The 19,650-nt window shown below is 68.4% G+C and carries 23 protein-coding genes; 1 reads left to right on the top strand and 22 read right to left on the bottom strand.

Annotated features, from left to right (window positions below; all coding sequences use genetic code 11):
* Positions 1–37: 37 nt before the first annotated feature.
* The 10 genes from AC1DDO_RS21600 to AC1DDO_RS21555 form a co-directional block, all read right to left on the bottom strand.
* Positions 38–1,126, bottom strand: coding sequence for an EscU/YscU/HrcU family type III secretion system export apparatus switch protein (locus AC1DDO_RS21600; RefSeq protein ID WP_476868836.1), 1,089 nt, complete (start codon positions 1,124–1,126; stop codon positions 38–40).
* Complete coding sequence (locus AC1DDO_RS21595; RefSeq protein WP_441410863.1) at positions 1,126–1,884, bottom strand: flagellar biosynthetic protein FliR; 759 nt, start codon at positions 1,882–1,884, stop codon at positions 1,126–1,128. Before AC1DDO_RS21595 ends, AC1DDO_RS21600 begins: the two co-directional genes overlap by 1 nt.
* Position 1,885: 1 nt before the next feature.
* Positions 1,886–2,161 carry a flagellar biosynthesis protein FliQ gene (gene fliQ / locus AC1DDO_RS21590; RefSeq protein WP_390205792.1) on the bottom strand — a complete coding sequence of 92 codons (276 nt, stop codon included), beginning with the start codon at positions 2,159–2,161 and terminating at the stop codon, positions 1,886–1,888.
* Entirely contained in the window at positions 2,158–3,024 is an 867-nt protein-coding gene (fliP, locus tag AC1DDO_RS21585) for a flagellar type III secretion system pore protein FliP (RefSeq protein WP_476868834.1), read from the bottom strand. Before fliP ends, fliQ begins: the two co-directional genes overlap by 4 nt.
* Positions 3,021–3,641: a flagellar biosynthetic protein FliO gene (gene fliO, locus AC1DDO_RS21580; protein WP_476868833.1), complete on the bottom strand. Its 621-nt coding sequence runs from the start codon at positions 3,639–3,641 to the stop codon at positions 3,021–3,023. Before fliO ends, fliP begins: the two co-directional genes overlap by 4 nt.
* Positions 3,642–4,364 carry a flagellar motor switch protein FliN gene (fliN, locus tag AC1DDO_RS21575; RefSeq protein WP_441410866.1) on the bottom strand — a complete coding sequence of 241 codons (723 nt, stop codon included), beginning with the start codon at positions 4,362–4,364 and terminating at the stop codon, positions 3,642–3,644. It lies immediately after the preceding gene.
* Positions 4,361–5,257 (bottom strand): flagellar motor switch protein FliM, encoded by an 897-nt coding sequence (locus tag AC1DDO_RS21570; protein WP_476972720.1) that lies wholly within the window; start codon positions 5,255–5,257, stop codon positions 4,361–4,363. Before AC1DDO_RS21570 ends, fliN begins: the two co-directional genes overlap by 4 nt.
* 75 nt (positions 5,258–5,332) lie before the next feature.
* Positions 5,333–6,157, bottom strand: a complete 825-nt coding sequence (locus AC1DDO_RS21565; protein ID WP_476868832.1) for an OmpA/MotB family protein — start codon at positions 6,155–6,157, stop codon at positions 5,333–5,335.
* Positions 6,154–6,966, bottom strand: coding sequence for a motility protein A (locus AC1DDO_RS21560; RefSeq protein ID WP_476972719.1), 813 nt, complete (start codon positions 6,964–6,966; stop codon positions 6,154–6,156). Before AC1DDO_RS21560 ends, AC1DDO_RS21565 begins: the two co-directional genes overlap by 4 nt.
* Positions 6,967–6,968: 2 nt before the next feature.
* Positions 6,969–7,286, bottom strand: coding sequence for a flagellar FlbD family protein (locus AC1DDO_RS21555; RefSeq protein WP_441410870.1), 318 nt, complete (start codon positions 7,284–7,286; stop codon positions 6,969–6,971).
* A gap of 210 nt (positions 7,287–7,496) precedes the next feature.
* Here AC1DDO_RS21555 and AC1DDO_RS21550 point away from each other — a divergent pair, with 210 nt between their 5' ends.
* Positions 7,497–8,657 carry a cytochrome P450 gene (locus AC1DDO_RS21550; RefSeq protein WP_476868830.1) on the top strand — a complete coding sequence of 387 codons (1,161 nt, stop codon included), beginning with the start codon at positions 7,497–7,499 and terminating at the stop codon, positions 8,655–8,657.
* A 123-nt stretch (positions 8,658–8,780) separates the two neighbouring features.
* Here the strand turns inward: AC1DDO_RS21550 and AC1DDO_RS21545 are convergent, their stop codons facing one another.
* Genes AC1DDO_RS21545 through flgB form a run of 12 tightly spaced genes read right to left on the bottom strand, consistent with a single transcriptional unit; the run spans position 8,781 to position 19,529 of the window.
* On the bottom strand, positions 8,781–9,947 hold the full coding sequence (locus AC1DDO_RS21545) for a flagellar hook protein FlgE (RefSeq protein ID WP_476868829.1): 1,167 nt from the start codon (positions 9,945–9,947) through the stop codon (positions 8,781–8,783).
* A 31-nt stretch (positions 9,948–9,978) separates the two neighbouring features.
* Positions 9,979–10,413, bottom strand: coding sequence for a flagellar hook assembly protein FlgD (locus AC1DDO_RS21540; RefSeq protein ID WP_476868828.1), 435 nt, complete (start codon positions 10,411–10,413; stop codon positions 9,979–9,981).
* Between the two features lie 18 nt (positions 10,414–10,431).
* Complete coding sequence (locus AC1DDO_RS21535; RefSeq protein WP_476972718.1) at positions 10,432–12,726, bottom strand: flagellar hook-length control protein FliK; 2,295 nt, start codon at positions 12,724–12,726, stop codon at positions 10,432–10,434.
* Entirely contained in the window at positions 12,723–13,418 is a 696-nt protein-coding gene (locus tag AC1DDO_RS21530; RefSeq protein ID WP_476868826.1) for a C40 family peptidase, read from the bottom strand. The genes AC1DDO_RS21535 and AC1DDO_RS21530 overlap by 4 nt, the downstream gene beginning before the upstream one ends.
* Complete coding sequence (locus tag AC1DDO_RS21525) at positions 13,415–13,849, bottom strand: flagellar FliJ family protein (RefSeq protein ID WP_476868825.1); 435 nt, start codon at positions 13,847–13,849, stop codon at positions 13,415–13,417. Before AC1DDO_RS21525 ends, AC1DDO_RS21530 begins: the two co-directional genes overlap by 4 nt.
* The gene (locus AC1DDO_RS21520; protein WP_476868824.1) at positions 13,846–15,171 is read right to left on the bottom strand and encodes a FliI/YscN family ATPase; all 1,326 of its coding nucleotides are present in this window, start codon (positions 15,169–15,171) and stop codon (positions 13,846–13,848) included. Before AC1DDO_RS21520 ends, AC1DDO_RS21525 begins: the two co-directional genes overlap by 4 nt.
* The gene (locus AC1DDO_RS21515; RefSeq protein ID WP_476868823.1) at positions 15,168–15,878 is read right to left on the bottom strand and encodes a FliH/SctL family protein; all 711 of its coding nucleotides are present in this window, start codon (positions 15,876–15,878) and stop codon (positions 15,168–15,170) included. Before AC1DDO_RS21515 ends, AC1DDO_RS21520 begins: the two co-directional genes overlap by 4 nt.
* On the bottom strand, positions 15,868–16,884 hold the full coding sequence (fliG, locus tag AC1DDO_RS21510; protein WP_476972717.1) for a flagellar motor switch protein FliG: 1,017 nt from the start codon (positions 16,882–16,884) through the stop codon (positions 15,868–15,870). The genes AC1DDO_RS21515 and fliG overlap by 11 nt, the downstream gene beginning before the upstream one ends.
* Positions 16,881–18,491, bottom strand: coding sequence for a flagellar basal-body MS-ring/collar protein FliF (gene fliF / locus AC1DDO_RS21505; protein ID WP_476868821.1), 1,611 nt, complete (start codon positions 18,489–18,491; stop codon positions 16,881–16,883). Before fliF ends, fliG begins: the two co-directional genes overlap by 4 nt.
* Positions 18,491–18,796, bottom strand: coding sequence for a flagellar hook-basal body complex protein FliE (fliE, locus tag AC1DDO_RS21500; protein WP_476868820.1), 306 nt, complete (start codon positions 18,794–18,796; stop codon positions 18,491–18,493). Before fliE ends, fliF begins: the two co-directional genes overlap by 1 nt.
* Complete coding sequence (locus AC1DDO_RS21495) at positions 18,796–19,188, bottom strand: flagellar basal body rod protein FlgC (RefSeq protein WP_476868819.1); 393 nt, start codon at positions 19,186–19,188, stop codon at positions 18,796–18,798. The genes fliE and AC1DDO_RS21495 overlap by 1 nt, the downstream gene beginning before the upstream one ends.
* Positions 19,188–19,529, bottom strand: coding sequence for a flagellar basal body rod protein FlgB (gene flgB, locus AC1DDO_RS21490; protein WP_476868818.1), 342 nt, complete (start codon positions 19,527–19,529; stop codon positions 19,188–19,190). Before flgB ends, AC1DDO_RS21495 begins: the two co-directional genes overlap by 1 nt.
* Between the last annotated feature and the right edge of the window lie 121 nt (positions 19,530–19,650).

Raw genomic sequence — 19,650 nt, 5'->3', positions numbered from 1 at the left:
ATTCCCAAAGTTTTTCTGCCGTGCTTCGTGGGGTGCTTCATACGAAGGCACCGGTGCTTCTCATGCGGTGCATCCCGGTGGCGGCGCCCCGGGCCTTGAGCGCCATGACGAACGCGAGGACGCCGGCCACCGCCCGGTAGAAGTCCACCGGGATCTCGTCCCCCAGCTCACAGGCGCCATGGAGTGCCCTGGCCAGCGGGATGTCCTGGACCATGGGCACGTTCTTCTGCTCGGCCTCTTCCCTGATCCTCGCAGCAACGTGGCCGGAGCCTTTGGCCACCACGCGGGGCGCGGACTTGCCGGGTTCGTACTTGAGGACCACGGCCACGTGCGTGGGGTTGACCAGGACGACGTCGGCGTCCGCGATCGAGGCGATCATGCGGTTCCGGCTCATCGACATCTGGCGCGCGCGGCGCTGGGAGCGGATGAGCGGATCGCCTTCGCTGTTCTTGTTCTCGTCCTGGACTTCCTTCTTGGACATCCGGGTCTTCTTGCGGTTGCGCCGCATCACCACGAAGAAGTCGGCCGCGGCCAGCACGATTCCGGCGGCCACCGCGAACTGGACCAGGGAGGAGATGCCGCCGGCCGCCGCCGCCGTGACGCCGGACACCGGCAGGCCGCCGGCGGTCAACAGGACCGGGATCAACCCCTGCACCACCGAGTAGAGCACCAGCCCGACGACGCTCGCCTTCATCAGCGCCTTGAGGCCACCCCACACCGCCTGGGCGCCGAAAAGCCGCTTGACGCCGCTGAGCAGGTTGAAGTGTTCGAATTCGAGCCTGAATTTCTTCAGGTGGACACCGCCCTGAAGGGCGGAGCCGGCGAGGACAGCCAGGAACACGACGATCAGCAGGGGGCCCACAATCCCGGCAATGGACGCGAACCCGGCTTCGAGCGCCTGGAAGGCCTTGCCGGGATCCGGCGCTGACACAATGCCGCGGACGGTGAACAGCTGGTCCGTGGCGGCGTTGGCGGCCCGGTCCACGGTGCTGGGCAGCATGAGCGCGGCCGCGCCGACGCCGAGCCAGGCGGTGAGGTCCTGGGAACGGGAAAGCTGGCCCTTGGAGCGGACTTCCTTCATCCGCTTGTCGGTGGCTTGCTCGGTCTTTTCCTGTGAATCCGCCATCAGCCCACCCCCAGCACTGCTTTGGCCGCCTGTCCGGCGAGGCTCGAAACGATCCGGGGCAGGGCCAGGAACATGAAGCCGGCCAGCGTGAGGGTGAGGAGGATCTTCAGCGGGAAGCCCAGCGAGAAGGCGTTCAGCGCAGGCGCCACGCGGGTGAGCAGGCCAAGCCCGACATCGGCAAGGAACAGCACCACCAGGAGCGGGCCGGCGATCTGCACGGCGGCCAGGAACATGCCGGACACGGCCGCGATGAGGGCCTGCACGGGCTGTGCCAGGTCGATCCCTCCGGCCAGGGGCAGGGCGGCGAAGCTGCCGGTGAGGCCCGTGATCACCAGCTGGTAGCCGTCCGAGGCGAAGAGCAGGGCCAGAGCCGCCATCTGCAGGAGCCGGGTGAACTGGGCGCCGTTGACCATCATCTGGGGGTCGAAGGCCTGGGCCATCTGGAATCCGCTGAAAAGGTCGATCAGGCTGCCGGCGGACTGGATCGCTGAGAAGATCACCAGGACCAGGAATCCCAACACGAGCCCGGTCAGCAGCTCAAGGACCAGACCGGTGAGGAACCCGGCGGTGTTCCGGGGCGTGTAGCCGCCGACCATGCGCTGCGTCACCGCCAGGCCCAGTCCGAGTCCCAGCATTGCCTTCACTCGCCCCGGGAAGGCGTGGTGCGAGAAGGGCGGAGCCACGATCAGGAAAGCGGTCATCCGGACCGTGGCCAGGAGCAGGACTTCCAGCCAGGTCGGGTCGATGGGGATGCCCACCTCACAGGCCTCCGAGCAGGGACGGAATCTTTGCGAAGAGGTCGTTCGTGAACGTCACCATCTCCGAAATCATCCAGTGCCCGCAGACGATCAGGGCCACGGCCACAGCGGCCGCCTTCGGCACGAAGGACAGCGTGGCTTCCTGCAGCTGCGTGATGGACTGCAGCAAGGAGATGGCCAGGCCCACCACCAGCGCCGTGACCAGCACCGGAGCGGAGAGCTTCGCGGCCACGATCATGGCCTGGAGGCAGATATCCAGGACGGCGTTCGAGTTCATCCCGAACCCGCATAGCTCTGGACCAGCGCCGTGATGATCAGGCCCCAGCCGTCGACCAGGACGAAGAGCAGGATCTTGAAAGGCAGCGAGATCATGACCGGCGGCAGCATCATCATGCCCATGGACATCAGGGCCGCGGACACCACGAGGTCGATCACGAGGAACGGGATAAAGATGACGAAGCCGATGATGAACGCGGCGCGGAGTTCAGAGATCATGAACGCCGGGATGAGGGTCTGCAGCGGGACAGCCTCGGGAGTGGCCGGGTTCTCGGCCCCGGCTGCACGGGACATCAGGGCGATGTCCTCTTCCCTGGTGTGGGCGAGCATGAAGTGCTGCAGCGGACCCGACGCGGCGCTGACCGCACCGTTGAAGTCCAGCGTGCCGTTGAGGTACGGCTGGATTCCAGTGGTGTTGATCTCGTTGATGACGGGCCACATCACAAAGATGGACAGGAACAGGGCCAGCCCGGCCAGCACCTGGTTCGGCGGGATGGACGGCAGGGACAGTGCGTTGCGGGTCATCGCCAGGACCACAAAGATCTTGGTGAAGGACGTCATCATCAGCAGCAGCGAGGGTGCGACGGCCAGGAGCGTGATCCCGATCAGGGTCAAAACGGCGGTGGAGGGTTTACCGTCCGCGCCGTTGATCTGGATGTTGACGTTCCCGCCGCCGGGGTTGGCGGGATCGGTCGGCGCCACCGGCGCTATCGGGTCGATCGGCGCGGCGTGGCCGGCGGAGGCATTGAGCCAGAGCAGCAGGAAGGTGAACAGCACGACGGCGACCCCCGCGGCCAGGAGCCTAAGGGGTCGTGCGCCTGCTGAAAGCGAGCGGGTGGTACCGGTAGCAAGGGGGCGGATCAATTGCGGCGTCCGCTCCTGAGTGCGGCGGCGGCCTGCTTCCACGTGGAGCCGGCCAGGATGGAGCCGTGCAGCGGCGGGTGTCCCGACGCGCCGCTCGCGCCGCCACGGACGGCAGGGCCGCGGGCGTGGGAGCTCCGGTGAAGGGTGCTGCGGCGGGACGGCGGCAGGTCCCGGACGCCGTCCTGGCCTTCCGCGCCGTCGGCGTATCCGCCGTCGTCGTATCCGGCGTCGTCATATCCGCCGTCGTCATGCGTGCCGGCGTCCGTGCGGACGTGGCTGCCGGAGAGCGGGCTGGCCTCGGCGAGGATCCGGGCGAAATCCCCGAAGCCGCGGCCGGTGCCGGGGACAGGGATTTCTTCGGGTTCGGGCGGGATGTCCCCGGTGTGCAGGACGTTGACGGCGTGCTCGGTGACGCCCAGGAGGAAACGCTGCCCGGCGGCGTCGACTACCACCACGGAGGCTTTCTGTCCGAGGCTCTGCCGGCTGACGATGGTCAGGGCACGGTCAGCCCGGCGCCGCCCGGTGCCTTGGCCCAGCCGGCGCTGCAGCAGCCACATGAGGCCAAGCACCGCGCCCAGGGCCACGACTACCCGCAGCCCGAGGATCAGTGCATCCATTCAGCTGAGCCCCTCGGCAACGTCGAGGATCCGGGTGATCCGAACCGCGTAGTCCTGGTCCAGGACCACAACCTCGCCGTGGGCGATCAGGCGCCCATTGAGCAGGACGTCCGCCGGGGCGCCGGCGGAGCGGTCCAGTTCGATGATCTTGCCCGGTTCCAGGGACAGCACATCCCGGACAGACATCCGGGTGCGTCCGATCTCCACGGTGAGGGCCATTTCAATGTTGTTGATGCGGCCTAGCCGGCCGGCCACCGTGTCGCCGCCGGCGAAGACGTCCCCGGCGCGGTCCTGGCTGTTGCCGTGCTCGCGGAGCCGGACAGCAAACCAGGCCGCGGCGTTCGTGCCGTCGGAGAGTTCGAAGACCGCCGTGTCGGGGTCCGAGAGCAGCCCAGAGACGTCGGATTCGCGCAGGTCGGACAGGACGCCGGCGCCGAAGACCGAGCTGGCGCCTTCCATCGCGGGACGCAGCACGTCCGTCACGGAGACGTGCCCCAGCTGGGACCCTGCCCCAGCGGCCTCGTCAAGGAAGGTGCGGTCGCTGAGCATGAGCGCGAGATCGGCGGTCACCGCGCCGACGAAGGTCGCCGTGACGGCCTGGCGGGCGTAGGCGGCCGCGGCCCGGGCAGGAACCAGGGCAACAACCTTCAGGGCCACCGGGCTCGGCAGTTCCTCGACGAGCCGCTCCGCCGACAATTCGTGCTTGGTCAGGGTGATGCTCATCGTTGGTTCTCCTCGATTGTGACAATGACTGCGGCCGCGCGGGAGCCGTTGCGGGCCGGGGCCGCGGTGGCCAGCCGGGTTCCGTCCAGGGTGAGGTCAAAGGGCCGGTTTTCCAGGTGCGGCAGGGTCAGGACGTCGCCGACGGCGAGGCCCAGGACCTGGCTCGGGGTGACGAACGACGTCGAGAGCCGCACCGACAGTTCCACCGGCACCTGCTCCAGCTGGGCGCTGATGCGTGCCGGGGCGTCGTCGCGGGTGTCGGTCGGGTTGACCTTCTTCAGCCGCCCCAGCAGGATGCCGGCCGGAACAGCCAGGGTGGCGGGGGCGTTGACTTCGCCGACGCTCATGGTGAAGGAGGCCACGATCATCAGTTCGCTCGGCGCGGCGGCCTGGGCAAACTGGGAGTTGTACTGGATGGTGTCCACCCGGACGGCCTCGCTGAGCAGCGGGCCAAGGGAGTAGCCGAGGTCCTCAAGGGCCTCGTCCATGAGGCCCTTGATCAGCGCCTGCTCGATCTGGGTGAACTTGCGGTCCGGCATGGGCGAATCATTGGAGGCGCCGAGCATGCGGTTGACCCAGCCGAGGGCGGCCGGGCCGGGGAACTGCACCACGAGCTTGGAATCGTGGGCCTCCACGGTGCACAGGACCATGGCGGTGACGGCGGGCAGGGAGGCTGCGTACTCGTSGTAGCTGAGCATGCTGACGTCTTCAAGGCGCACCACGGACTTGACGCGCACCTTGGCGGTGAGCTGGGTGCCCCACTGGCGGGCGAAGGTTTCAAAGGCGAGTTCGAGCACCCGGCTGTGTTCGCGGGCGAGGGTCGCCGGAMGGCGGAAGTCATAGACGCTGACGGTCCGCTCCCGTGCCACTTCCCGCTCATCCAAAACACTCACGGTTGCCACTATCGGCAAGGGAATGCGCGGCGTAAGCGATCCGCCGGTGGCAATCCGCTGGAAGCAACCAACGGCTTATTTCTTGCTCAGCTTCAGTGCCTCTGGAATCAGCGCCCGGACGACGTCGGGTTTATCGGAAAGGACCACGATGTCCACCCGGCGGTTCCGCTCCATGAGCGCGGGGGTGGAGTCGTCGTTGACCTGGCGGGCCGATCCGAAAGCGACGGCGCCAATGGTGCCGGGGCCAATGCCGCCGTTGTCCACCATGTACCGCAGGACGTTGACGGCGCGCGCGGAGGACAGTTCCCAGGTGGAGGGGTAGGCCGTGATGCCGTTCGCGGCGTGGCCCTCGACCATAATTTCCATGCCGGCCGGTTTCAGGACCGGGGAGATGACCTGCAGCACCCGGGCAGCCCGGGAGGTGAGTTCGGGCCGGTCAGGTTCGAAGAATGCCTGAGATCCGACGAGTTTGACAGTCAGGCCCCGCTGGTCGATCTGGAACTCGACGTTTTCGCTCAGCCCGGCCGCCGCCAGGCCGGCCTGCATTTTCTTCTGCAGCTCCTTGAGCCGGTCCACTTCCTTGATCGCCTCAGCCATGTTCTCGGGGGAGGCGGTGGCGGCGCCCTTGACGGCGGCGAACGCCTCAAGGTTCTGGTCCACGAGTTCGGGCGGCACCACCGTGCCCGACGCCGTGTCCACGGTCTCGGACGCGACCGCGCCGAATCCTGTGGCCAGGGAGTTGCGGAGCTTTTCAAACTTGTTGGCGTCCACCGTGGACATCGCGAAGAGGACGATGAACATGCACATCAGCACGGTGACCATGTCCATGTAGGACGCCATCCAGCGTTCGTCGACGTGGTGCTCCTCCGGCTTCTTCCGCCCGCGCCGTCGTGGGCTCACGCGGCCTCGTCCATCCTGTCGGCCTTGTCCGCGCCGGCCTTCTTGCCGCCGGAGCTCCTGAGCTGGTGCTCGGGGACCATGGCCCGGAGCCGTTCGGCGAGCAGCAGCGGCTGGGCGCCGGATTGGACGGACAGCATGCCTTCCATCAGCAGGGTCATCCGTTCGATGTCCAGTTCGGAGAGCCGGGCCATCCGGGCGCTGAAGGGGAGCCAGATGAAGTTGGCGGAGAGCAGGCCCCACAGGGTGGCGACGAAGGCCGCGGCGATCATGGGGCCAAGGTGGTCCGGCGTGGAGAGGTTTTCCAGGACGTGGGTCAGGGACACGACGGTGCCGATGATGCCCACGGTGGGTGCGTAGCCGCCCAGGCTTGCAAAGAATTTGGAGTTTGCGTGGTCGCTGCGGGACTTCGAGTCGATCTCGTCCTCCATCAGCATCCGGAGGTCCTCGGCGTCGGTGCCGTCGGCGATGTTCTGCAGGGCACGGGCCAGGAAGGGATCCTTGACGCTGGCCGCTTCCTCTTCCAGGGACAGCAGGCCCTCGCTGCGGGCCTTTTCGGCGAAGCGGACCATCTGGTCAATGCTTTCCTGCGGCTTGGCGGTCTTGCCGAGGAACATCTTGGGGAGGGCCTTGAAGGCCTGGAGGACGTCTTTGAGGGTGTTCCCGGCGATCCCGACGGCGAGCGTGGCACCGAAGACCAGGATCATGGGGGCGGGGAGGAGCAAGGCCGACAGGCTGGCGCCTTCAAGCGACACCATGGCGATAACGGAGCCAAAGGCGAGGAGCAGTCCAATGACTGTTGCGGGATCCATCGTTACTTTCTGGGTTGCAGGGGCACCGTGGGGCCGGCGCCGTCGGTGTCGTCTGTGTCGTCGTCGGGCGAGTCGTCCGACGAGTCGGTCCGGACCAGGCTGAGCGGATACCCGGTGATGGCCGGAAAGTCCCTTGCCTTGCTCAGGACGTAGGCCCGGTAGTCGGCAATGAGCTCGACAACTTCAGCGAGGCTTTCCAGCACCACGTACGCGGCGCCGTCCAGCGTCACCAAATGCGTATCCGGGCTCTCGTGGATGCGCTCAATGAGGTCCGGATTGACCGCGAAGCGCGTTCCGTTGAGGCGTGTAACGACGATCATGGGCCGATTCTGCTCTGTGAGGGGAAGGGTGTTCTCCTCCGTACTGTCGGCAGCCCCGGCCCCTTCGTTAGGCGCCGCGAACAGGCCCCTTGCACAGTCCGGATCCACGGGGTGGCGGCCGTGCCAAGATTTCCCGTGCCAAGGCCGCCTCACGGTATTAAGGTGGGAGCTGACGGGGCCACCCGGCCCGCCCCGGAAGGAAGGCCAGCCATGGTGCCATTTCCGGCTCTCGAGCAGCCGTTGAACCCGTTTCCCCGCTATGAAGCCATGCGTGAGAGTGAACCGGTTTTCCAGGACCAGGAAACCGGCGTCTGGCACGTGTTCCGCTACGACGACGTGCAGCGGGTCCTGTCCGAGCACGCCACGTTTTCCTCTCGGTTCGGCGGAGATGACCCCTCGGGCCAGATGTTTGCCGCCAGCCTGGTCAACACGGACCCTCCCCGGCACCGCCAATTGCGTTCCTTGGTGTCGCAGGCGTTCACGCCCCGGTCGGTGGAAGCGCTCGCACCGCGCATCTCCGAGCTCACCAGCGAATTGTTGGACCCGGTCATTGCCGCCGGCACCACGGACCTGATCGACCAGCTGGCCTACCCGCTGCCGGTCATCGTGATCGCGGAACTGATGGGCATCCCGGCCTCGGACCGGAACCGGTTCAAGCAGTGGTCTGACGTGATTGTCAGCCAGACCCGCGAGGGCGCCAACGGATCCAGCCACGCGGCCGCCAACCGGGAAATGGCGGAGTACTTCATGGACATGATCGAACAGCGGCGGCGCCAGCCGGGCAACGACCTCATCAGCGCGCTGCTCGGGGCCGAGATCGACGGGCAGAAACTCACCGTGATGGAGCTGCTCGGATTCTGCAGCCTCCTCCTCGTTGCCGGCAACGAGACCACCACCAACCTGATCGGCAACGCGGTGCTGTGTTTCACCGAGGCGCCGGGCACGGCAGAACGACTGCTCGCCGAGCCTGATCTGCTGCCGCATGCGATCGAAGAAGTGCTGCGCTACCGCTCCCCCGTCCAGTCCATGTACCGGATCTCGACGGTGGACACGACGCTGCACGGCCGGCCGGTCCCCGCAGGGTCGCCGATCGTGGCCTGGATCGGTTCTGCGAACCGGGACGCAGCGCAGTTCCCGCACCCTGACGTGTTCGACGTCGAACGCTTACCAAACCGTCACCTGGCCTTCGGTCAGGGCATCCACTTCTGCCTCGGCGCTCCCCTGGCCCGGCTCGAAGCCAAGATCGCGCTCCAGGCTGTGCTCTCGCGGTTGCCGGGGCTGGCCGTAGAACCCGGAGCGGCGCTGGAGCGGATGGAGAGCACGATCGTCTTCGGGGTGAAACAGCTCCCCGTGACCTGGCGGGCTGCCTGACCGCGAGCGCCGCTCCCGTTGCCCTCGCCGCTCCCGTTGCGCTCGCCGCTCCCGTTGCCCTATCAGTTGTGGCTGCCACAGCGTCCGAATGACAGCCGTAAGTGACAGGGCAACGCGGAGGATTTAGCGCTTGAGCTGGGTCAGTTCCTGCAGGACCTCGTCCGAGGTGGTGATGATGCGGGCGTTGGCCTGGAAGCCGCGCTGCGCAACGATCAGGTTGGTGAATTCCTGGGACAGGTCCACGTTGGACATTTCCAGGGTTCCGCCGGTCAGGGTGCCGATGCCGGGGTCGCCCGCAGCACCCAGCTGCACGCCGCCGGAGTTGCCGGTGGCCACGTAGGAGGAGCCGCCGGCCTTCTCCAGGCCGCCGGGGTTGGTGAACTTGGCGAGGGCGATCTTGGCCAGGACCTGCTTGATGCCGTTGCTGAAGGATCCGACCAGTGAACCGTCGTTTCCGAGCGTGTAGGATTCGAGCTTGCCGACGGGCGCGCCGTCCTGGCCGCTGACGGCCAGCGAGCTCATGGTGGCGTAGCCGGAGACCTTGGAGATGTCGATGGTGATGCCGTTGACGGTGAAGTTGCCGCCGGCGGTGGGCTTGCCGTTCGTGTAGGTCACGGACCCGGCGGCTGTGGTGCCGTTGTCGTCAGCGGCGATGTTCCAGGTGCTGCCGGCCTTGGTGAAGGTCATGGCCACACTGCGCTCGGCGCCGGCCGCGTCGTAGACCTTGACGAGGCGGTCCAGTTTGGTGCCGTCGGCGGCGTCGCTGGGCAGGTTGCCGTCCAGCGTCACCGTCTTGGTGGCGGCCGCCACCATGGTGTTCGGGTTCAGCGTGATGTCGCCGACCGGACCGCCGGCGTTGATGACGCCGTTGGTGGCGGTCCAGCCCTGGAGAACGCCGCCGTCGGGGCTGACCAGCTGGTTGGACGAATCGGGGCTGAACGAGCCGGCCCGGGTGAAGAGCTGCTGGCCGCCCTTGCTGGTCACGAAGAAACCGTCGCCGGAGATCATCATGTCCGTGGCGCGGCCGGTGCTCTGCGATGAGCCCTGGCTGAAGTTGGTGGTGACGCCGGCAACCCGGACGCCGAGGCCGACCTGGGCGGGGTTGGTGCCGCCCGACTGGGCCTGCGGGCCGGTGGCGCCCTGCTGCAGCTGGGACAGAGTGTCCTGGAACTGGGTGGAGGAGGCCTTGAAGCCGGCGGTGTTGACGTTGGCGATGTTGTTGCCGGTGACGTCGAGCATGGTCTGGTGGGCGCGAAGGCCGGAGATTCCGGAGTACAGCGAGCGGAGCATGGGAACTGCCTTTCTACGGGTGAAGAGCTGGTTAGGAAGCGGCCGGAGCAGTGAGCCCGGTGATGGAGTCGAGGGGAACGGAATGATCGCCGACCGTGACGGACGGGACCGAGCCCGCATATGTCACGGAGCTGGCGATGCCGGTTCCGGTGGTGCCGTCCGCGAGCGTGTAGCCGACCGAGTGGCCGATCAGCTGGGCCGCCGCCGTCCGCATCTGGAGGGAGAAGCCCTCCTTGCTGTTGGTGGTCAGTTCAGTCATTTTTTCCATCATGGAGAGCTGGAGTGTCTGGCTCATCATCTGGTTGGTGTCCATGGGCGCGCTCGGGTTCTGGTTCTTGAGCTGCGTCACGAGCAGGGACATGAACACGTTGGCATCCATGGTCTGCGCGGGAGTCCGGACGGCAGAAGCCTGGGAGGCCTCCCCCGCTGCCGTTACCGGCTGGGATGCGATCGGCTGAATCGTCATAAGTCGCGTTCCTTCGTGTCAGACAAGAATGTCGAGGGTGGTCTGGGGGCCGTTCAATGCCCGTGCGGTGCGCACGGCCTGGTCATCGGCCAGGGCGTCCCAGCGGTGTCCGGGTCGCGGCTCGGCCGGTCCGTTGCGGCCGCCCGGACCGGAGCCGCTTCCGCCGGGGTCCCGGCCGGCGGCGAACTGGCCTCCGGGGCCGGTCCGGTCCTGGCCGGCGCCGTTGTTCCCTCCGTTTGGGGAGGAGCCCCCGGGGCCGCCGCGATCGGACAGGTCAAGGCTGGCCCCGAAGCCGGCGTTGTGCAGTTCCTTGCGGAGTTCGGGCAGGATCCCTCGGACGGCTTCACGTCCTGCCTCGCCCGGGGCGAAGAGCTCAATCCGGACGCCCGCGCCGTCAATATGCGCCCGGACCGTCAGCGGGCCGAGATCTTCCGGGCTGACCTTCAGCGTCATGACGTGCTGTCCGTGGGCAGCTCCCACGAGGGTGAAGAGCGGTTTGGCCAACTGGGGCTGGAGGGCCTCGGCCTGCGAAGCCGGCTGTGCAGCCGGCGGGAACGCAGCCTGCGCGGTTGTTTGGGGCACGGTCGTTTGGAACACAGTTGTTTGGGGCACAGTTGTTTGGGGCACACTCATTTGGGGCACAGCCGGGGGTACCGTTTGGGGCCCGGACTGGGAAACGGTGGTGCCGGCCGACGGCGGCACGGCGGCCGTGCCTGCCGGGGCACCGTTGTCCGGGCCGGACGGTGCCTCCGCGGCGCTGGTTATCGCGGCGGGACCGGGTGCCGTGGGGGCATTGGGGCCCGCCGGGACGGCGGCGGCGGCGGTTGCGGTTGCGGTCGCGACGGCGGCGGATGCGGATGCGGTCGCGACGGCGGCGGTTGCGGTCGCGACGGCGGAATCCATGGTGCCGGCCTGGACGGCGGGTACGGGCATGAGCTGTGCGGCGGCAACTTGTCCGGGTACTGACGGAGCGCCGGCGGCAACGTCCGCCTGCGCGCCAACGGTCGCCGTCGTGGAAGCCGTGACCGTCAGGGGCACCCCTCCGAGCACAGAGGCACGTCCCGGGACGGACTGTGCGGGGAAGGACTGTGCGGGGACGGCGTCAGTGCCAAGCCCTGCCGGCGCGCCGAAGTCCGGTGCGGACCCGGACACGGAAGTCGTTGCCACCCCGCCGGCGGCAGGCCCGGCCGGCGACGAGGCCGCGGCAGTAACGAACTGGGTCACAGGCACCGGGACCGGCGCGCCGACAGGCGACGCGGCCGGGGCAGAAACCTGTGCAAAGGAGGGCCTGCCGTCGGCCGGCGTGGAGAGTGTCGCGGCCGTGGCAGGGACGGCAGCGGCGAACGGGCGTGGGCCTGCCGGCTGTGCGGCGGCAGCGGCGGCGGCTGGCGCGGCCGCGCGGGAACCGGCAGAGGCAGTGGGCGCCGCAGGGGTTGCCGCGGCCGCGGTGCCAGTTACCCCGTTGGTTGCTGCGGCCGCAGTCGGGACGGCAGCGGCGAACGGGTGTGGGCCTGCCGGCTGTGCGGCGGCAGCGGCAGCGGGCACGGCCGCGCGGGAACCGGCAGCGGCAGTGGGCACTACAGGGTTTGCCGGAGGGGTTGCCGCAAGGGTTCCCGCAGGGGTTGCCGCGGCCGCGGTGCCAGTTAGCCCGTTGGTTGCTGCGGCCAATTGGGTGCCTGCAAGAGTCGGAGCCTGCCCGGCAGCCGTCGCAAGCGTTCCCACAACAGGCCCAGCGGTAGTGGACCCTGGTACCTGCTCCGGCCGGTCCGGGGCGGGTGCCACACCTGCGGACACAGCCGTGGGTGAAGCGGAGGCCGGTGCCGCGGCGCGGGATTCTTCGATGCGGCCCGACGTCGGAGCAGCGGCCTGCGCGGCTGCGAACTGCACGGCTGCGAACTGCACGGCTGGAATTTGCGCCGGGGCAAACTGCGTGAGCTGGGTGAGCTGGGTGGGGGCCGCACCGGCGGGCGAGCCGGCCTCGGCCTGCGGCGCGGGCCCGGCTCCGCCGTCGGCCGTCACGGCGCTATTGGCCGCGCCGCTATTGGCGGCGTCGCCGCCTGGCGCGCCACCGGAAAGGTCCCCGTCGGACACCGGCAGATCCGTTCCCCCGCCGTCAGTTGCCGAAGCGGCAACCTCGCGGATGGGGCCGGCAGCGGTGCCGTTGCCTGCCGCGCCCTGGACGTCGTTCAGGACCGAGTCGAAGGACGCGGTCCCCGGGTTTGCGTTGGCGGACCGGGGATCCGTGCCCAGGCGGCCGGTCCGGACCGGTGTGGCCAGTGCAGCCGCCAGATCCGGCGCCGCCGCGGCCTTCACGATGCGCTCCCGGCAGGAACGATGCGCCGGATGGAGGTCAGGTTGGACTGCTGCTCCCAGGCATCGCGGATCTGGATGGTCTTGCCTGGCACGGGTGCGTCGATCGCCTTGCCGTTGCCCAGGTAGATGGAAATGTGGTTGCCGCCGAAGCTCACCAGGAGATCGCCGGGCTTCGCCTCGGCGAGGGAAGCCACGGGTGTGCCTTGGCGCATCTGGTCACTTACCACGCGGGGAATCTCCACGCCGAGGTCCTTGAACACGCGCTGGGTGAAGCCGGAGCAGTCCATGCCCGTGGCCGGGTTGGTTCCGCCCCATACATAGGGAACTCCGATGTACTTCTTGGCCACAGCCACCACGTCGTTGCCGGTCGCTGCACTGCCGGTGTGCACGGATCCCGCCGGCTGGGCTCCCGTGAGCCCTGCTGTCCCGGCCGCGGTCGTGCTGCCCAGTCCCAGGGTGCTGCCGAGCCCCGGGCTGTCGGTGAGGGAGGAACCATCCGTTGCCCCGCTCCCGCCCAATGCCGCGGCCAGCGCCTGCGTGAATGTGCCGGAGTCGCCCGTGCCCGTAGCGGTGGCAAGCGAGGTGGCCGCCGCAGTCTTGGCGGCGGTTGTCTCCGTGGCCGCGGGCCGGCTCAGTTCCGCGATCATCGATTGGATGCCCTGCATGCGGCTGATCGCCTCGGTCATACTCATGGCTTCACCTGCTGCTCGTCGCGGTGCCAGAGCGTCGAGGCGATCTCGTCGAGGGCCGACTGTTCGGCGCGCAAGTCCGCGGAGTGGACCTCGGCGTCGTGACGGGCCTGCAGTTTTTCCAGGCCCACGGACCGCGTGCGGGCAGCGATGAACTCGGCACGGGCGTTGGCTTCTTCGGCCTCGACCAGGTGCGTGAGGTTTTGCAGGTCCGCGAGCATGCTGTGCGAGGACGACCGGGCGGCGGCCACGGCGCGCAAGGAGGCCGAGCTGGAGATGGGGTCATCCGTTGCGGCCAGTTCGCGGCGGGCGGCGGCCTCGCGGACCCGGACGGAGCTGGAGCGTGAACGGGCGCGTGCCAGGCCGGTGGCCGCCTGGTCCTGCTGGAGCTGGCGGAGGCGCAGGAGGCCGGCCAGAGAGAATTCGCGGTTCATGCTGCTCCCAGGATCGAGGTGAGGTGGCCGAGCCGCTGCCAGGACTCGGGGTGGGCCGTGGATTCGTCCATCGGCTGCTGGAGGAAACCGCTGACGTCGTGCTCGTGGTTCAGCGCTGCGTCCACAAGCGGGTTGGTCCCGGCCTGGTACGCGCCGACGTCGATCAGGTCCTGCGCCGCCTTGCGGGCCGCGAGGACCCGGCGGAGCGTGGCCGCAGACTCGAGATGGGGCCGGGAATTGACCTTGCTGGCCACCCGGGACACGGATCCGAGCACGTCCACGGAGGGGAAGTGCCCGGTGACGGCCAGCTTGCGGTCCAGGACCACGTGGCCGTCCAGGATGGAACGGGCAGCGTCGGCGATGGGTTCGTTGTGGTCGTCGCCGTCCACCAGCACCGTGTAGATGCCGGTAACGGAACCGGTTTCGGCCGTGCCGGCGCGCTCCAGCAGCCGCGCCAGGATCGAAAAGGTCGACGGCGGGTAGCCGCGGGTGGCAGGGGGCTCGCCGGCCGAGAGGCCAATTTCACGCTGGGCCATGGCCACACGGGTCAGGGAGTCCATCATCAATACGACGTCCTGGCCCTGGTCGCGGAAGGACTCGGCGATCCGGGTGGCAGTGAAGGCCGCACGCATGCGCATGAGGGCGGGTTCGTCGGAGGTCGCGACCACCACAACGGAACGTGCCAGGCCGGCGGCCCCGAGGTCGTCCTCAAGGAACTCGCGGACTTCGCGGCCGCGTTCGCCGACCAGCGCAATTACGGAGACCTCGGCGTCGGTGCCGCGGGCGATCATCGAGAGCAGGGAGGACTTGCCGACGCCGGAGCCGGCAAACAAGCCCATGCGCTGGCCCTTGCCGAAGGTCGTCATGGTGTCCAGGACGCGCACGCCGGTCTGCAGCGCGGTGTCGATGCGGGCGCGTTTCATGGCGTTGGGTGCCTCGTTGTCGATCGGCACGCGCGGTCCGCTGAGCAGCGGGCCCTTGCCGTCGATCGGGCGCCCAAGGCCGTCAAGGACCCGGCCGAACAGTCCCCGGCCGGTGGGAACCAGCACCGCGCCGCCCTTGGCGCGGACGGGGTCGCCGGCCGCCACGCCGGCAAGCCGGCCCAACGGCATGCAGCGCACGGAGCCTTCCAGGGCCGCGACGACTTCGGCGTCAAGGCCCGGGTTCTGCCCCACCGTGACGAGGTCGCCCAGCGCGCAGTCCAGTCCTGACACTTCCATGCCGAGACCAATGACGGACGTGACAACGCCGACCCTTTGGGGGGCAGCAGCGGCCAGCGCAGCGGCGTAGTCGGCACCCTTCGGGCGCCACTCGGCGATCATTCCTGCCCCCGGTAGGCGCCGGCAGGGTAGGCGACGCCAGGGTAGCCGCCGGCAGCGTCAACGCCGGCAGGGTCGGCGCCGGGCAGCTCCGCGTCGCCGAGCAGGGCCGTGCGGGCACGGCCCAGGGCCGTGCGCAGGCTGGCATCGAACCAGCCCTGCTGGTATTCGACCTTCGCGTCGCCGCGGCCAAGGGAAGGGTCCGCGATGAGCGGCAGTCCGGCGGGCAGGTCCTGGCCCTCCCGGCTCAGGACGTCGATGTCCGCCGGGTGCAGCCGGATCGCCAGCACGGTGGCGGCGTCATTCCCGGACAGGGCCCGGGCCAGGGCGGCGCGGGCGGTCCGGGTGCCTTCGGCCAGTTCGTAGCCGAGAATGGCCTCGGCGAGTTCCAGCGCCGTACGCGCCAGGATTTCCTCGGCGTCCTGCAAGGCCTGCACGTTGCGGTGCGCGAAGTCGGTCTTGGCGACGGCGAGGGCGCGCACGGCGCGGTCCAGGTCCTGCTGTCCGGCGGCCAGGGAGGCGGCCTGTTCGGCGGCCATCCGGTCCCGCCAGCGGCGCTGTTCCTTCGCGGCGGCGCGGACTCCGGCGGCGTAGCCTGCGGCGTGGCCCTCGGTGTAGCCGGCCTGCTCGGAGGCCGGGCCGTTGGCCCGCAGCGAGGGAAAGACGATGCGCGCCGGGGCGCTGGCGGCTGCCCCGTTCTCAGTAGACATAGTCTTMTTCGTCCCCGCGCTGGATGGTGATCTGGCCTTCGGCCTCGAGCTCGCGGATGGACCGCACGACGGCGGCCCGGGCTTCTTCGATCTGCGAGGCACGCAGCGGCCCCAGGCCGGCGATCTCGGATTCGAGGATTTCCAGGTTGCGCCCGGAAACGTTGGTGGTAATGGTTTCCAGGACCGGCTCGGAGGCACCCTTCATGGCGATCGCCAGGACGGCCGAGTCGAGTCCGCGGAGCACCAGCTGGACGTCGCGGCGTTCCAGCTTCACGATGTCGTCGAACGTGACCATCTGGGCCCGGATCTCCACCGCGAGGTCGGGATCGAGCAGGTCCAGGCCGTCCAGCACGGACCGTTCCGTACCGGCGTCGGTCCGGTTGATGATCTCCAGCAGCGGCTGAATGCCGCCCACCACCTTCGAGGCCTGCTGGGACACGGCGGCACCGCCGCGGAGCTTAAGGGTGTCGGCGACAATCCCGATCGCCTCGGGCGCGCCGGATCCCATGGTGGCGATGCTGAGGGCAACGTCGGCCCGCAGCGAGCCGGGCAGCCCTGACATCACGGCCGAGGCCTTGCGCGGACTGAGGTGGGCGAGAACCAGGGCGATGGTCTGCGGCAGTTCGCCGTCGATCAGGGCCAGGATCTGCACCGGTTCGATGTCTTCGAGGAACTCGAAGGACTTGCCCGCCATGTTGACCGTCAGGCGGTTCATGAGTCCGGCGGCCCTTTCCGAGCCGAAGGACGCCTCGAGCAGGCCCTCGGCGAGTTCCCGGCCGCCCCGGGCCTGGCGCGGGCTGGTCAGCGCAGTCTGGTGGAAGTCCTTCATGATCTGCTCGGCGACGTCCGGGTCCACCTTGCGGAGCTTGACGATCTCGCCGGCAATCTCCTCCGCCTCGGTGTCCGTGAGCTGGGCCATGACCTTGGCGGCGTTCTCTGGGCTCATCTGCATCAGGACGACGGCGGCGCGCTGGGTTCCGGTGAGGAGCGTATCGGCCGGTTTCATGCCGGCTGCCTGTCATCCATGAGGCTGCGCAGGTAATCGGCGGCCCGCTCCGGGTTGGCGGCCACCATGCTGTCGATCTCAAACCGGCGGCGCTCGGACTCCAGCTGTTCCATGCTGGGACCCGGAAGCGGAGGCAAGGCGGTGATCGGGATGGCCGACGTCGCCGGCGCGGGCTGAAGGGCGACAACGGGCGGGGCCACCGGCATGATCTCCAGGTCCAGGCGTTCGCCCAGGTCCACAGGCTCGCGCTTCTGGCGGCGCCGCAGGATGATCGTGAGGACCAGGGCCAGGATCAGCAGGCCAAGCAGGATGCTGCCGGCGGTGACGAGCGTTCCGAAGAACGCGGCCTGCTTTTCGGCTTCGGCATTGGCCTGCGCCTCGGCGAGCGCTTTGGCCGCGTTGTCGGCGGCGGTGGTGCTGAACGGCACCACCTCGACGGTGACGACGTCGCCGCGCGTAGCGTCGATCCCGGCCGCGGAGGTGACGAGGTTCTTCAGGGAGGCCAGGTTCAGGCCACCGGCGGCGGCCTGGCTGACGGCCACGGAGATGGTCTGCCGCTTGATGGCGCCGGCCGGGATGAGCCTGTCCTCGGTGACCTTGTTGACGGCGTTGTTCTTGGTCTCGGTGGAGGAGTCGAAGTTGCCGTTGCCGGCCGTGCCGCCGGGAACGGCGATGTTGTCCGGGCCCAGGACGCCCGCGGCGCCTCCCCCGGTTCCGGTGTATTTCTCGGTCTTGGACGATTCGCTGAGCGGCAGGGCGCCCGCGGTGTTGGAGAAGGTTTCGCTCTTCTGCTGCGCGGATTCACCGGTCACATCGGTGGCGACGGCGACCGTGGAGTTACCCGGGCCCACCACGCGGTCCAGGACGGCTTTGACGGCGTCGGAGGTGCGTTGCTGGTAATCGCTGGCCTGCTTGGACGAGGAACCGGCCGGCCCGCCGCCGACTGTGGAGAGCACATTGCCCTGGGAATCGACCACGGAGACGTTGGCGGGCTTGAGGTTTTCGATCGCGGCGGAGGTCAGGTGGACGATCGCCTGCACTTTGTCGCCGGAGAGGGTGGTGCCGGCGTCGGTCTCGACAAAGACCGAGGCGGTGGTGTCCGGGGCCGTGGACACAAAAACGGTCTTCTCGGGGATGGCGAGCCGGACGGCGGCGGTCTTCACGCCGTCCATGGCGGAGATCGTGCTGGCCAGTTCGCCTTCGAGGGCGCGCTTGTAGGTGACGGACTGCTGGAACTCCGAGGACGTCACGCCCATCTTGTCCAGCAGGGAATACCCGGTCGCGGCGGCGGTCGGCAGGCCGGCGGCGGCAGCCTTGAGGCGCTCGTCATAGACCTTGTCCTGGGGGACGAGGATGGTGGATCCGCCGTCGCTGAGCTCGTACGCAACGTTGTCCTTGCGGAGCTGTTCGACGATGCCGTTGGCGTCGGTGGTCTGGAGTCCGGAAAACAGGGGCGTCAGCACCGGACGGGTGAGCCAGGCGGACAGCGCCACAATGCCGACCACCAGAAGGGCAGCGCCGAGCACGGCCAGGGTGCGCTGGCCGGCGGTGAAGCTCTTCAGGCTGGCACCGAAGCGCTGGAAGAAGGCGTTTATCTGCGGAGGCATCAGGCCTGCATCCTCATGATCTCGTTGAATGCGTCAACACCCTTGTTGCGTACGGTGGCCATGAGCTCGAGGGTGACCTGGGCCCGGGTGGCGGCGAGGGTGGCGTTGTGGATGTCATCGAGGTTGCCGGTGACGGCGGAGACGGCCAGCTGGTTCGACGTCGACTGCAGCTGCTGGAGGTTGTCCACCGCCCCCGTGAGGGACGTGGCGAAGGCGGAACCGTCCGTGCCGGCCACGGGGGCCGTTCCTGCGACGTAATTCGTGGGCAGGACTCCCTGGACAGGAGCGATGGGGGCAACAGTCATCAGGAGCGTCCAATCTCAAGGGCAGCCATATAGGTTTCGCGGGCGCGGTCCACAACCTGGGCGTTGGCCTGATAGCCGCGCTGGGCGATGATCAGGGCGCCCATCTGTTCGGCCAGGTCAATGTCCGGGTATTTGACGTTGCCGTTCGCGTCCGCCAGCGGATGGTCCGGCTGGTAGACGATCCTGCCCTCGGCGCTGCCGCGCAGGGCGCCCTTGACGTACACGCCGGATCCCTCCGAGCCCTCCGCGGCCTCGACGTAGCGGGCCTGGAAAGCCGGGCCGGACGTGGCTGAGGCGTTGTTCATGTTCGCGAGGTTGTCCGAGACAGCATCGAGCCACTTGCGGTGGACGGTGAGGGCGGAGCCGGCGATGCCGATTGCGTCGAAGGTCATCAGCTGGTCCTCAGGGCGGCGCGCACGGCGGAGAATTCGGTATTGACTGCGCGGGCGGCGAACTGGAAGCGCAGCACGGTGTCGATGTTGGACAGGGTCTCGGTGTCCAGGTTGACGTTGTTTCCGTTCAGCTGGGTCGGCTCCAGGGATTCCGCCGTCGTTGCCTGGACGTGGCCGTCCCCGGACTTCACCGACGCAGCGAGGGCGTCCTCGAAGCTGACCCGCTTCGCGTGGTAATTCGGCGTGTTGACGTTCGCGATGTTGTTCGCGATGGTGCGCTGGCGCAAAGCCAGGCCGTCCATGGCGCTGGCCAGGGCGGCGGAAGTCACGGATTCGAGCACAGAGTCCTGCCTGGGAAAGGTGGGGGTGGCCAATCCGTGGCCGGTAATCGAGCGATCCGTGCTCTTACAGTGGTTATCGGCACTGCTCAGCGCCGCGTTAGGTGAAAACGGGAGAGTATTT

Source organism: Arthrobacter sp. 10N43, assembly GCF_056394525.1.
Note: the sequence above shows the minus strand (reverse complement) of the source record. Positions and strands in the feature narration are given on the sequence as shown.

Coding starts and splice junctions, on each gene's coding strand:
- AC1DDO_RS21600 (WP_476868836.1), bottom strand. CDS start 1,126: ATGGCGGATTCACAGGAAAAGACCGAGCAAGCCACCGACAAGCGGATG.
- fliQ (WP_390205792.1), bottom strand. CDS start 2,161: ATGAACTCGAACGCCGTCCTGGATATCTGCCTCCAGGCCATGATCGTG.
- fliO (WP_476868833.1), bottom strand. CDS start 3,641: ATGGATGCACTGATCCTCGGGCTGCGGGTAGTCGTGGCCCTGGGCGCG.
- fliN (WP_441410866.1), bottom strand. CDS start 4,364: ATGAGCATCACCCTGACCAAGCACGAATTGTCGGCGGAGCGGCTCGTC.
- AC1DDO_RS21560 (WP_476972719.1), bottom strand. CDS start 6,966: ATGGATCCCGCAACAGTCATTGGACTGCTCCTCGCCTTTGGCTCCGTT.
- AC1DDO_RS21555 (WP_441410870.1), bottom strand. CDS start 7,286: ATGATCGTCGTTACACGCCTCAACGGAACGCGCTTCGCGGTCAATCCG.
- AC1DDO_RS21550 (WP_476868830.1), top strand. CDS start 7,497: ATGGTGCCATTTCCGGCTCTCGAGCAGCCGTTGAACCCGTTTCCCCGC.
- AC1DDO_RS21545 (WP_476868829.1), bottom strand. CDS start 9,947: ATGCTCCGCTCGCTGTACTCCGGAATCTCCGGCCTTCGCGCCCACCAG.
- AC1DDO_RS21540 (WP_476868828.1), bottom strand. CDS start 10,413: ATGACGATTCAGCCGATCGCATCCCAGCCGGTAACGGCAGCGGGGGAG.
- AC1DDO_RS21530 (WP_476868826.1), bottom strand. CDS start 13,418: ATGAGTATGACCGAGGCGATCAGCCGCATGCAGGGCATCCAATCGATG.
- AC1DDO_RS21525 (WP_476868825.1), bottom strand. CDS start 13,849: ATGAACCGCGAATTCTCTCTGGCCGGCCTCCTGCGCCTCCGCCAGCTC.
- AC1DDO_RS21520 (WP_476868824.1), bottom strand. CDS start 15,171: ATGATCGCCGAGTGGCGCCCGAAGGGTGCCGACTACGCCGCTGCGCTG.
- AC1DDO_RS21515 (WP_476868823.1), bottom strand. CDS start 15,878: ATGTCTACTGAGAACGGGGCAGCCGCCAGCGCCCCGGCGCGCATCGTC.
- fliF (WP_476868821.1), bottom strand. CDS start 18,491: ATGCCTCCGCAGATAAACGCCTTCTTCCAGCGCTTCGGTGCCAGCCTG.
- fliE (WP_476868820.1), bottom strand. CDS start 18,796: ATGACTGTTGCCCCCATCGCTCCTGTCCAGGGAGTCCTGCCCACGAAT.
- AC1DDO_RS21495 (WP_476868819.1), bottom strand. CDS start 19,188: ATGACCTTCGACGCAATCGGCATCGCCGGCTCCGCCCTCACCGTCCAC.